Origin of the sequence: Corynebacterium sp. MSK019, assembly GCF_030232425.1 — a bacterium.
Taxonomy (GTDB): Bacteria; Actinomycetota; Actinomycetes; order Mycobacteriales; family Mycobacteriaceae; genus Corynebacterium; species Corynebacterium jeikeium_D.
In genome coordinates, this window is the sequence record NZ_JASPJT010000013.1 from 38,495 (window position 1) to 50,299 (window position 11,805).

The following is an 11,805-nucleotide window of genomic DNA, read 5'->3' on the forward strand; positions in this document are numbered from 1 at the left end:
TTGAAAGACCATGGCTAAGCGCCTAGACCTTAACGATGTCAACATCTACTACGGCGATTTCCACGCTGTGCAGAACGTCGACCTGCACGTCCCGCCGCGTTCCGTTACCGCATTCATTGGCCCGTCCGGCTGTGGTAAGTCCACCGTGCTCCGTTCGCTGAACCGTATGCACGAGGTCATCCCGGGTGCCTACGTCACTGGCGAGGTGCTTCTCGACGGCGAAAACATCTATGGCCCGAAGATTGACCCGGTCTCCGTTCGTAACACCATCGGTATGGTGTTCCAGCGTCCGAACCCGTTCCCGACCATGTCCATCGAGGACAATGTCGTGGCTGGCCTGAAGTTGGCCGGTGTTAAGAACAAGGCTCGTCTCCAGGAGGTTGCCGAGAAGTCCCTGCGCGGCGCCAACCTCTGGGATGAGGTGAAGGACCGCCTGGACAAGCCGGGCGGTGGCCTCTCCGGTGGTCAGCAGCAGCGTCTGTGCATCGCACGCGCAATTGCAGTTGAGCCGGAAGTTCTGCTGATGGACGAGCCGTGTTCCGCACTGGACCCGATTTCCACCCTGGCAATCGAGGACCTGATTCACGAGCTGAAGGAAGAATTCACCATCGTCATCGTGACCCACAACATGCAGCAGGCAGCTCGTGTGTCCGATCAGACCGCATTCTTCTCCCTCGAGGCAACCGGTAAGCCGGGTCGCCTGGTCGAGGTTGGCCCGACCAAGAAGATCTTCGAGAATCCGGACAAGAAGGAAACCGAGGACTACATCTCCGGTCGCTTCGGCTAAACGCTTTGCGTATGCCGTAAGAAGCAAAAAGAAAGAGCCCCGTACTTCACGCGTCTTCACGCGAGGTACGGGGTTCTTTTTGTTGTTGCAGTTTATGAGATTGCTGTTTGTTTCGGTGTGGGGCCGGGGGTGAAAATAATGTTTGTTTTGGGGCGGAATTGTCTGTTTGTTATCGGGCGGGGTAATCTTCCGAAGACGCAATCGAGCGTCCCCCGGAAAACTGTAGAGGGATCTGGGTAAATATATTTACATAGGAGTTATTCAATTATGGATAACCAGCAAAACGCGCAGTTCAATCCTCAGTTTTCCCCTGTGGGTGAGCAATCTTGGCCAGTAATCGCCGAAGAGAAAGCGCCGAAGCCAATTGTCGGTTACATTGCACTTGTAGTTGCGATTATTGGTTTACTCGGTTGTATCCCGGGGGCTTTGATTATTGGTTGGGTGGCGCTACCGGTTGCATTTATTTTATCGGTCGTCGGACTGTTTCAGCGCGCAACTACCAAAAAACCAGCTCTTATCGCTCTGATTCTTTCTGTGTTGGGATTGCTCATTGCGCCAATTGTATTTGTTTCTTCGGTAGGCAATGCCGTGGATGATGCGTTCAATCGGGATACGACTGCCTCTAGCCCGGATGGAAGCAAATCTGATTCTTCCGATTCTGGTGCTGCGGGCAGTAGTCGGGAGAATCCGTTGCCGATTGGAACGACCATCGAAAGTGAGCAGTGGGCCATTACTATCGATAGCGTAAATCTAAACGCTAACGATGAGGTTCTGGCGGAAAATCAGTTCAATGACCCTGCTCCAGAGGGGTTTGTATACGGACTTGTGCATGTTACTGCAAAGTACAAGGGGAATGACCCTCAGGGGCAGAGTTCCTGGCTTGGTATTAATTATGTAACTGCAGGTGGCCAAACCACGGACGAAACGGAGCTTTGGGCGGTGGCGCCTGACGAGTTTGACACCCTCGAGACGGTGTATGAGAACGGCGAAATCGCAGGTAACGTGGTAATCGTTGTGCCCATTGATGGGGCAGATCAGGGAGTTCTGGCAGTCACCCCAGATTTAATGTCAAAGAAGTCTTTTGTTGCTGTCTCTTGAGTAGCGGCTGTCTCTTGGGTCGCGGGGATGGACACGATATAAGAATCGGCATTCTCCAGACATCTAACGCGAAAAGTAATCGCACAAACAGTTACTGACTAGGTTTATGTCAGATGAATAGCGTTTACTCGCAGTAAAGTGTCATAAACCTAGTCAGTTTCTCGGTTTGAGACAGTGTTTGGCTGGGGAGGTGTTTAGCCCAGTGTGGCTTAAAAACGGCTCCACTCCGGCCTAAAAACCCGCGCCCCAGGCCAGCAGCCACCCCGACATCCCTACAGCTCAGCCCAACACCCAGCCCGCCGAGCAGCCCAACAGCCCCCCCCAACAGCCTGCAGCTTCACGAACCTACATCCGCAGGTGACGCTCCAAGGCCTGCAGGCGTTGGTTAAAGCTGCGCTGGTCGCGCTCATCCTCGAGCTTGTCCAGGTAGACATCGCGCTTGTAACCGGTGGCCAGGTAAATAATCCGGGCGGCAACCTCGACAGCGTGATCCGCGTAACGCTCGTAGAAGCGGCTCAGCAGAGTGACATCCACTGTCTGCGCAGGGGAGTGCGGCCAATTATCGTCGTTGGTCAGCGTAAACAGGTGCTGGTGAATGTCATCGATGCTGTCATCGGTCTTATCCAAGGCCAATGCCTGGTCAACGTCGTAGTCGATGAGCACCTGACGGGTTTCATGCGTCATCTGCTCAGATACGGAGGCCATCTCGCGGAAGAACCCCTCCACGGGCTCCGGCAGTGCCTTGTTCGGGTGGCGACGCCGGGCAACGTTGGCAATATGCACACTCAACGCGCCCATGCGGGAGATGTCCTCGACAATGTAGAGGCCACTGACAATCTGTCGGAGATCACCAGCCACAGGAGCTTCGCGGGCCAACAGCTCGAAGGCTCGCTGCTCCGCATCCTGGCGCAGGTCCTCGAGAGAATCAATCTGGGAAAGAACTGTTTCAGCCGAGACCAAATCAGCCTCGAAGAGGGCCTTGTTCGCAAGCTTGTGCATGGAGCCAACTCGGTCACACATCACAATCAGGCTGTGGGCCAAGTTGTCCATTTGTTCTCGGTAGACAGTGCGCATGCGTTCCATAGTAGGCAATCCTCAACAACGTCGCGCGTTAGTGGGGAGCCCCCAATTACCCCTCGTAAAGTTATGTAAACACTCGCTCAGAACCGAAGCTTAGCCACCGGAGTGCATAATCTCCGCGCCCTCGGGCACGGTGTCGTCCTCCGGGTCGTCCAGCCAGCCCTCCGGCAATACCACCTTTGCAGGGGACCCCTGTCGGCCGCGGGCGCCGTCGGCGTCCTCCGGGCGGGCGTGGGCGCTGGGGCCGTCGTAAAGCGGTGCGAGAATCTCGTCGAGCGTTGCCAGCGAATCGACGCGCGCAAGAGACTTCCGCACCTCACTGCCGGCAGGGTATCCCCGCAGGTACCAGGCAATGTGCTTGCGCAGGTCGCGGCAGCCCTTACGCTCGCCCTCGTGCTCCACGAGCAGTTCCGCGTGACGACGGATAATCCCCGCGACCTCACCAAATGTTGGTGCCGGCGGCACTTCTTCGCCACGCAGCTCGGCGGACAACTGCGCGAACAGCCACGGGCGGCCAAGGCAGCCGCGACCGACGACGACACCGTCGCAGCCGGTCTCGTCGAGCATTTTGCGGGCATCGGTGGAGGCAAAGATGTCGCCGTTGCCAAGCACCGGGATATCGCTGAAGCCGGAGTCGACCATGTGCTCCTTCAGCCGCGCGATCTGCGACCAGTCAGCGTGGCCGGAGTAGCGCTGCGCTGCAGTGCGGGCGTGCAGAGCCACAGCCTGGGCGCCCATCTCAGCGGCGATGCGGCCGGCGTCGAGGTGCGTGTGGTGCTCGTCATCGATGCCGACGCGGAACTTCACGGTCACCGGGATGTCCGTGCCCTCCGTGGCCTTGACCGCTGCGGCGACGATGTTGCCGAAGAGGCGACGCTTATATGGCAGCGCCGAGCCGCCGCCCTTGCGGGTGACCTTCGGTACTGGGCAGCCGAAGTTCATGTCGATGTGGTCGGCGAGGTTTTCGTCGACGATCATCTTCGCGGCCTCGTAGGTCCACTTCGGATCAGTGGTGTAGAGCTGCAGGCTGCGCGGGTTTTCGTCAGGTGCGAAGGTGGTCATGTGCATGGTCTTCTCGTTGCGCTCGACCAGTGCTCGCGCGGTGACCATCTCGCAGACATAGAGGCCCGAGACCGTGCCTGTACGCTGCAGCTCCTGCTCGCGGCACAGCGTTCGGAATGCCACGTTGGTGATACCGGCCATCGGCGCGAGTACCACGGGGGAGGCGAGCTCAAAGGGGCCGATGTGCATGTGCGAGGACGTGGCATCGGCGGGTGTGGCGGCACTGAGTGGACTCGTGGAGGTATCTAACACGTACAGTATTGTGTCACGCTGAACTGCCGTTTTCGAATCTGTTTTATCTGGCAGATCGGATCGCCCCGGTTAGCGCTGCGTCCGCGGATGCCTGACGACGATCACCGTTCGGCGACCCCTCCCACCGGGCAGGTCGGTGGTATTGCGGAGAATTTCCAGGATGTGGTTCGACTCTTCGTCGAGGTGTTCGGTGGGTTCGTCGAGAAGCAGGATTGGCGCTGTGCTGACAAGCGCACGGGTGAGAATGAGCCTGCGCCGCTGACCACCCGAGAGACTGTCCGCGCCGCTGTCCAGAATCGTGTCCAGGCCGTCGGGTGCGGCATCGACCCAATCGCGCAGGCCCACGGCGTCCAGCACGGAGTAAATGTCATCGTCGCTGACCTGCGGGTTACCAATAGAGATGTTGTCCCGCACCGTCGTGGCGAAGATGTGCTCATCCTCGGCGATAAAACGCACCAAGTCGCACTGCTCCGTGTTTTCGTGGGGCTCGCCGGCACTTGCCGCACTGCGCCACAGCTCGCGTCCGTCCCCGTCAGTGATAGTCACCGTGCCCGCAACCGGCGGGATTAGTCCGGCGATTGTTTTCAGCAGCGTGGTCTTTCCGCTTCCCGACGGCGCCGTGATCTCCCGGTAGTCGCCAAAGGTGACCTCGAAGTTTTGCATCGGCAGTTGAGCTGGCTGGGCAGCGGGCCCTTCCGCAGTATTCGAGCTGTTGTCGTCGGGGTAGCCCACGATCAAGTCTTGAACCTGCAGAGTTGGCCGAACTGCCAGGTGGTTCTGAGGGAGCGTGGACGTGTGGATTGGCGCTGTGGGGGCTGGGGACGAGCGCATGGCATCCGCTTCCTCTGATTCGCTCGCACTTGACGCGAGCGTCAGCAAGGCTTCCCTCGATTGCGCCAGTGTTTGCGCAGCAGCTGGCAGCGGACCAACCGCTTCAAAAGCAGCTAGCGGCACCAGAACCAGAACTGTCAGCCACTCGGGGGAGTGCAGCAAACCGCCGCCAGCGCCCCCGGCCGAATCCGTCACCAACCATGACGCTACGACCACGGTCAGGACAGCGGTCAACACGCTAGCCGCGGTGCTCAGTGCGGAGGCGCGGGCATTTGCTCGACCTGCGGCGTCATCGATGGCCGCAACCGTTTTGCTGGAGGATGACGCGGCAGAGACTGCCTCATCCAACTGGCCGTGGATACGCAGGCCGGCGGCGTCGGAAAGCAGCGCTTCGACGGCAGCGGCATGCGACTGAAGCGCGGCCGCGCGACGCTGACTTGAGCGCGCAGTGGCGCGATACGTCAGGTAAGGAGCAACACCGCCGGCCAGAAGCAGTCCCACCGCCAGGAGAACCGCAGCGGCAGGCGAGAGTAGAGCCACAAAGATGACGGCGATGAGGGAGGTCATCAGCGCCACCAACGCGGGCACTATTGAACGCACGACGGCATCGGCAAGTGCGTCAATATTCGCCCCGAGCGCTGTGACAATATCGGAACGCTCACGCAGCGCCAGCGTACGGTCGGCCACGAAATGCTCCCATAGCTTCACGCGCGAGCGCTCGGCGGTGCGCAACGCCACATCGTGGGAGACCAACCGGTCGAGGTATCGAAACGCAGCTCGCGAAATACCCAGCGCGCGCACAGACGTCACCGCCAAGGTGATGTCCATCAGCGGTGGCATCTGCCAAGAACGCGTAATCAGCCACGCCGACACCACGGTCAGACTCAGCGCGGACAGCAGCGTGATGGTGCCCGCCAACACCGGCCACACCAGGTCGCGGGGTTTCACCAGGCGACGAAGCGCTTGCAGAGTAGTCATCGCGACTGCACCTCCACCACGCCGTCGGCGGCCGCAATCAACAGCGGATTATGGCTGGTGGCAATCACTGTGGCTCCGCGCCGGGCACGTGCGTGCAGGAGCCTAATCACGGACTGCGCACTGTCGGCATCCAGGTGAGCTGTCGGTTCATCGAGGAGGACGAGGTCGCGGGTGTCGTCGGCAAGCTCGCGCCGAAGCGCCTCCCGCTGACGTTGCCCGAGCGAGCGCCGCGAATTGTCTCCCACCGTCGCTGCGTCCAACACTGGGCGCTGGGGCAGCCACGCGATGCGCCGCAGCAGATCCTGGTCACGGAGAATGCGCTGGCCGTCGCGAATAGTTACGGAGCCTTCCAACCCCTCGTGCACGATGCCGGCGACCGCAAGCAGCGCTGTCGTCTTGCCCACGCCGTTCGGCCCCGCCAGCACCGTCACCGTGCCCGGCCGCGCGATGGCGCTTAATTCACTTGGCCGCACGCCGTCTCGCCCCGGCGCGGAAAGACGTTCGAACACGACTGTGGGTGCGCTGGGGACACTGCTTGACGACGTTCCTTCGGCCACCTCTTCCACAGTTTCAGAGGTGGTGTCTGTGGAGTTTGGAGTCTGGCCAGCGTCCTTGTCTAACAGTTCCGTGACTTCGGTGGCAGCGACCACACCGTCCTGGGCGGCGTGGAATTTCTGGCCAACCTGGCGCACCGGGCCATAGATTTCTGGGGCGATGATGAGCACTGCCAGGCCGGTTGCCAGCGTCATGTGGCCTCCCAGAAGTCGGAAACCGATGCCGACGGCGATGAGGGCGATTGACAGGGTGGTGAGGAATTCCAGGACCGACGCGGATAGGAAAGCGATGCGCAGGACCTCCATGGTGGATTTCCGGTGGCGGGTCGACAGGCGCTTGATTTCCTCGCTGGGGGTGTCGGCCATGTTGTGCGCTTTGAGCGTTGGCAGGCCGATGACCAGGTCGAGAATCTGACCACGCACCGTGCCGATGTCGGCCAGACGGCGTTCTGTGCGGCCCTCAGTGAGGCGACCTACCAGCCACATGAACAGTGGAATGAGTGGCAGCGTGACAACCGCGATGGCAACCGATGGGAGGTCCAACCATGCGACTGCGACCAGTGCCATCGGGGTAGCCAGCGCTGCGGCCACCAGTGCGGGGAGGAATTCCGCCACGTAGACGGCCACACCATCGAGCCCGACCGAAAGCAATGCGCGCCAGTGCGCGGTGTCGACAGTGCGAGGATCGCGCAGAGCCAGGGCTCGCAGTGCCCGGCTGCGCAGGTCTGTGGCCACGCGTGCACCCGCAGATTGGCCGAAACGCACGAGCGCGTAGGAGCAGGCCACCCGAACGAGTACAGCGGCCGTGGCTATCAGCGCGAATAATGTCCAATTAGGAGTTGCCTCACCCAGAACCTGCGCCGTAATAGTGCCGATTGCCAGCCCCAACGCGATTGTGGCACCTGTGCTCGCGGCGGTCAGTGCGCCCGCGAAAATGACCCAACGCCAGGCTGGGGCCGACAGCTTGAATAGTTTCGGATCGACAGGTGCCACTTTTTAGAAACTAACCTCCAACGGACGGTCTACTGTGAGACCTTACGTTCAGCCATCAACCGCTTGCGGAATACCCAGTATGTCCACGCCTGGTAGGCAATCACCAGTGGGGTAATCACCAGCGCGGTCCAGGTCATGATTTTCAGCGTGTAGGGGTTAGAGGCGGAATTCCAGATATCGAGGGAGACTCCGTCGGCAAGCGTCGTCGGCATCAGGTACGGGTACATGGCGCCGAAGACAACGGTGGTGACGGCAGTCACGGTGACGGCGGTTGCGGAAAAAGCGATGCCATCGCGGTTGCCTACGGTTGCGGAGATGGCAATGACCAACCCCGCGACGGCGATGACGACAACAGCCCACAGCCAGGTCTTTCCGTAGCCCAGCTGTGTCCAGATGAGGAACACGCCGCCAAATATCAGCGCCGACAGTGCCGGAATTCGAGCGGCGTTGCCGACCTCGTCGCGTAGCTTGCCGGCGGTCTTCAGCCGCAGGAACGTAACTGCGTGAAGAGCGAACACAGCCGCAAACGCAATCCCGCCGACCAGGGCGTACGGGTTCAGCAACCCGAGCAGGGTACTAAAGCCGGAGTCCAAGTTCTTGTCGGCATTCAGCGGGACACCACGCACCAGGTTCGCGACCGCTACGCCCCACAGAATCGGCGGCAACCAGGAGCCGAAGATGATTGCGCGGTCGCACCAGGCGCGCCAGCGCTCATCGTTGACTTTGAAGCGCCATTCCAGCCCGACAATACGGACAATCAACGCCACCAGAATCAGGAAGAGCGGCAGGTAGAAGCCGGAAAACATGGACGCATACCATTCCGGAAATGCCGCGAAGAGCGCGCCGCCAGCGGTAATTAGCCACACTTCGTTGCCGTCCCATACCGGCCCGATAGTTCCGAGCATCGCTTTACGACGCGGTTCATCGCGGCCAACGAACGGCAGCAGCATTCCGACGCCGAAGTCAAAGCCCTCGAGCAGGAAGTAGCCAGCGAAGAGGAACGCGATCAGGATAAACCACAAAACGGGAAGATCTAATCCGAACATGTCAGAGATACATCCTTATCTACTTTGTGTCCTCAGTCGCGGAGACTTCGGAGTCGGGGCTGGCAGCGGACTGGGCATGGACCTTGTTGAATCGAACCGGAGACGAGATGATCGCGCCCAGATCGGTAGCGATTGGGGACGATGGGCCAGCGTGCTCGGGGTCATTGCCGATGGCGTTGATTGCCTCAGCGGATTCGGTCGGAGGTCCGGCAATAACTGCGCGGCGAATCAACCAGAACCACACCACTGCCAAAATCAGGTAGAGCAGGGTAAAGCCCACCAGGGTGATAATCACCGTGGCCGGTGCGTGGTCGGACACACCCATATCGACGGTCATGCGAATCAGCTCGGTGCGCGGGTCGCCCGCGTGATCCGGGTTCGGGTGCACAATCCAGGGCTGACGGCCCATCTCCGTAAAGATCCAGCCAGCGCTGCTGGCCAAGAACGGGAACGGAATCGCGAGGATACTGCAAGCGGCGAAAATGCGGGCTCGCTTGCCCGTCGGCACGCGCCCCTTGCGAGTAAATAGCCAAGCGAAAAACGCGATAGCCAGAGAACCGACCATGAGCCCAATCATGGCGCGGAAAGACCAGTATGTGACGAACAGATTCGGAGAGTAATTGCCTGGGCCGAAGACCGCCTCAGCTTTTTCTTGCAGGTCCTGCACGCCCTGGAGCGTGACGCCACTGAACTTGCCCTCGGCCAGGAATGGCAGCACCCATGGCACCTCGATGAGATGCAGCACCGAGTCGCAATTGTTGTGCGTACCGACGGTCAGAATCGAGAACATTGGATCTGTCTGCGTGTGGCACAGGGACTCGGCCGATGCCATCTTCATCGGCTGCTGCTCGAACATAAGCTTGGCCTGGATATCGCCGGTGATAAACACCGCCAGCGAGCTGAGCACAGTTGTCCAGAGCCCGACCTTCATGGACTTGTGAAACGTCCGTTCGTGAACAGTATTGCTCTGGCCACCGCGGCGGCTCTGAACCAGCCACCAGCCACTGACGCCGACAACGAGCGTGCCGGCGGTAAGGAAAGAGCTGGCCACGGCATGCGGGAAAGCTGCCAAGGCAGTGGAGTTGGTCAACAGTGCGCCAAAGTCTGTAAGCTCTGCGCGGCCGGTTTCCGGGTTGTAGACCGCGCCTACAGGATGCTGCATGAACGAATTGGCGACGATGATGAAATACGCCGAGATATTCACCGCAATAGCGACAATCCAAATCGAGAGCGTGTGCATCCAGGTGGGAATACGCCCCCAGCCGAAAATCCACAGTCCCAGGAAAGTGGATTCCAGGAAGAATGCGATGAGACCTTCAAGAGCCAGCGGGCCGCCGAAGACATCACCGATCATGCGGGAGTACTCCGACCAGTTCATACCGAACTGGAATTCCTGGACGATACCCGTGGCTACGCCCATGGCGAAGTTAATAATGAAGATGGTGCCGAAAAATCGTGTCGCTCGGTACCAGAGGTCATTTTTCGTCGTGGCCCACAGTGTCTGCATGAGCGCGACGAGCGGAGCTAGACCAATTGTCAGCGGGACAAAAATGAAGTGGTAGACGGTGGTTATGCCAAATTGCCAACGAGATATATCGACGACATCCATGTTTCCTCGACTGAAAAAGTAGACATAAACGATGCGTGTACTCCGACGGATTTGTCGAAGCCTGCATCAAGTGTCCGCAGTATTCCTGCTTATTAATTCAGTCGGACAGGAGGGGTAAAAAGTTCCGGGGCGTGAACTTATCGACGCGGGCAGGGCAAAACTCCGGAGGGCAATTATTAAAAACAAGCGCGTAATTGCTAGGCTATTTTGTTGCGCGGGCCTTTAGCTCAGCTGGTAGAGCTACGGACTTTTAATCCGCAGGTCGCGGGTTCGATCCCCGCAGGGCCCACAAGCACGCAAAACCCCAGGTCATCAACAGCCTGGGGTTTTGTCGTATCTTGCCTGTATTTGCCCTCTGTGGCACCTACTTCTCCCGCTTGTGGTAGCCCATCCGTGGCTTGAAGCCCGCCGGGTGCTTGAGCTGCGCCACTGCATCGGCGACTATCAAGCGGAAGCGTGGCTTCATCGGTGGCATCTGTGAGATCTGGAACCATCCGACATCAGTGGATTCATCATCAGCGACATAGGGGACGTCGTCGCCAACAACACTGCAGCGCATGGAGATATCCAGATATGAGGAAACATCGCCGTTGAGGTGTTCGATAGGGCCAACGGCGCCAGTTCCAAGCAGGGCCTCAACTGTGACATCGAGTCCCGTTTCTTCCTTTACCTCTCGCACGGCGGCGTCGTGAGGCTGCTCGTCCGGGTCGATAATTCCGGTGACTGGGGTCCATTCACCATTATCGGAGCGACGAACCAGCAAGACCTCGGGCAAGGCGTACATCGGTGCATTCGGCGGAACATCGCGAATGACGATAGCCGTGACACCGGGGAGCCAGAGCGGAGCGTGGCCCACTTTTTCACGGAGCTGAACAATGAAATCCGGAATTGCCATAGTTGCGAGCTTATCTGAGTACTAGTAGCGTCCGCGGAAATAGTAAGAAACTCCAGTTCAACCGTGGATTTTGGGAAAAGGGTACTTATCCTCTATAGTTCTTTACGTTGCCAAGAGCGCGCGCAAATGCAATGTTCATACACTGCAGGTGTACGCGGAGTGTGCCACTGAGTGGGCAACTCTTTGCAGCGTTAAGTCGGGCTCCCATCGTCTAGAGGCCTAGGACTCCGCCCTTTCACGGCGGCAACACGGGTTCGAATCCCGTTGGGAGTACCACTAAAAATCATGATGGCCCTGTGGCGCAGTTGGTTAGCGCGCCGCCCTGTCACGGCGGAGGTCGCGGGTTCAAGTCCCGTCAGGGTCGCAATTCTAAACGCCAGTTCCGGTTGGAGCTGGCGTTTTTTGCTTTTGGTTAGTGGTGCGCTGGGCGTCGGCGTGGGTAATGGACAAAAAGTGTGTCTGACTCTCAAGATGGTGACTGGTGAGAAGCCAAAAACTACGGGCTGCAAATGTGAAACTGTATGAGTTTATGACACTTTCAGGCGGTAGGTTCAGGCGGTGAATGCATCACCACTTTCGACCAGGAGAAGTAGTGAAGCAAACCCGCCGAACGAAATACA

The 11,805-nt window shown here is 59.1% G+C and carries 9 protein-coding genes and 3 tRNA genes; 5 read left to right on the forward strand and 7 right to left on the reverse strand.

Translation table 11 applies throughout. The features are described 5' to 3' along the window. The first annotated feature begins 10 nt into the window (after positions 1-10). Both pstB and QP982_RS09440 read left to right on the forward strand, forming a co-directional pair. Positions 11-787, forward strand: coding sequence for a phosphate ABC transporter ATP-binding protein PstB (gene pstB / locus QP982_RS09435; protein ID WP_049193811.1), 777 nt, complete (start codon positions 11-13; stop codon positions 785-787). Positions 788-1,054: 267 nt separating this feature from the next. Further along, on the forward strand, positions 1,055-1,885 hold the full coding sequence (locus QP982_RS09440; RefSeq protein WP_049193810.1) for a hypothetical protein: 831 nt from the start codon (positions 1,055-1,057) through the stop codon (positions 1,883-1,885). A gap of 345 nt (positions 1,886-2,230) precedes the next feature. On the opposite strand, the gene phoU is transcribed toward QP982_RS09440, so the two are convergent. From phoU to QP982_RS09470, 6 genes are all read right to left on the reverse strand, one after another. Beyond that, the gene (gene phoU, locus QP982_RS09445) at positions 2,231-2,968 is read right to left on the reverse strand and encodes a phosphate signaling complex protein PhoU (RefSeq protein ID WP_080969597.1); all 738 of its coding nucleotides are present in this window, start codon (positions 2,966-2,968) and stop codon (positions 2,231-2,233) included. A 90-nt stretch (positions 2,969-3,058) separates the two neighbouring features. Continuing rightward, a complete protein-coding gene (gene dusB / locus QP982_RS09450) occupies positions 3,059-4,216 on the reverse strand; it encodes a tRNA dihydrouridine synthase DusB (RefSeq protein WP_049193809.1) in 1,158 nt (385 codons plus the stop codon). A 132-nt stretch (positions 4,217-4,348) separates the two neighbouring features. Beyond that, positions 4,349-6,088, reverse strand: coding sequence for a thiol reductant ABC exporter subunit CydC (cydC, locus tag QP982_RS09455; RefSeq protein WP_284870463.1), 1,740 nt, complete (start codon positions 6,086-6,088; stop codon positions 4,349-4,351). Continuing rightward, entirely contained in the window at positions 6,085-7,635 is a 1,551-nt protein-coding gene (locus tag QP982_RS09460; protein WP_284870464.1) for an ABC transporter ATP-binding protein/permease, read from the reverse strand. The genes cydC and QP982_RS09460 overlap by 4 nt, the downstream gene beginning before the upstream one ends. 29 nt (positions 7,636-7,664) lie before the next feature. Then, positions 7,665-8,681: a cytochrome d ubiquinol oxidase subunit II gene (cydB, locus tag QP982_RS09465; protein WP_070605374.1), complete on the reverse strand. Its 1,017-nt coding sequence runs from the start codon at positions 8,679-8,681 to the stop codon at positions 7,665-7,667. A gap of 19 nt (positions 8,682-8,700) precedes the next feature. Then, positions 8,701-10,290: a cytochrome ubiquinol oxidase subunit I gene (locus QP982_RS09470; RefSeq protein ID WP_049190245.1), complete on the reverse strand. Its 1,590-nt coding sequence runs from the start codon at positions 10,288-10,290 to the stop codon at positions 8,701-8,703. A 216-nt stretch (positions 10,291-10,506) separates the two neighbouring features. Here QP982_RS09470 and QP982_RS09475 point away from each other — a divergent pair. Next, a tRNA-Lys gene (locus QP982_RS09475) sits at positions 10,507-10,579 on the forward strand. A gap of 75 nt (positions 10,580-10,654) precedes the next feature. Here QP982_RS09475 and QP982_RS09480 read toward each other — a convergent pair. After that, on the reverse strand, positions 10,655-11,185 hold the full coding sequence (locus tag QP982_RS09480; RefSeq protein WP_070643090.1) for an NUDIX hydrolase: 531 nt from the start codon (positions 11,183-11,185) through the stop codon (positions 10,655-10,657). A 200-nt stretch (positions 11,186-11,385) separates the two neighbouring features. Here QP982_RS09480 and QP982_RS09485 point away from each other — a divergent pair. Together QP982_RS09485 and QP982_RS09490 are read left to right on the forward strand one after the other, a co-directional pair. Then, a tRNA-Glu gene (locus tag QP982_RS09485) sits at positions 11,386-11,461 on the forward strand. Positions 11,462-11,475: 14 nt separating this feature from the next. Beyond that, positions 11,476-11,549, forward strand: a tRNA-Asp gene (locus QP982_RS09490). Positions 11,550-11,805: the final 256 nt, after the last annotated feature.

Coding starts and splice junctions, on each gene's coding strand:
- pstB (WP_049193811.1), top strand. CDS start 11: ATGGCTAAGCGCCTAGACCTTAACGATGTCAACATCTACTACGGCGAT.
- QP982_RS09440 (WP_049193810.1), top strand. CDS start 1,055: ATGGATAACCAGCAAAACGCGCAGTTCAATCCTCAGTTTTCCCCTGTG.
- phoU (WP_080969597.1), bottom strand. CDS start 2,968: ATGGAACGCATGCGCACTGTCTACCGAGAACAAATGGACAACTTGGCC.
- dusB (WP_049193809.1), bottom strand. CDS start 4,216: ATGCACATCGGCCCCTTTGAGCTCGCCTCCCCCGTGGTACTCGCGCCG.
- cydC (WP_284870463.1), bottom strand. CDS start 6,088: ATGACTACTCTGCAAGCGCTTCGTCGCCTGGTGAAACCCCGCGACCTG.
- cydB (WP_070605374.1), bottom strand. CDS start 8,681: ATGTTCGGATTAGATCTTCCCGTTTTGTGGTTTATCCTGATCGCGTTC.
- QP982_RS09470 (WP_049190245.1), bottom strand. CDS start 10,290: ATGGATGTCGTCGATATATCTCGTTGGCAATTTGGCATAACCACCGTC.
- QP982_RS09480 (WP_070643090.1), bottom strand. CDS start 11,185: ATGGCAATTCCGGATTTCATTGTTCAGCTCCGTGAAAAAGTGGGCCAC.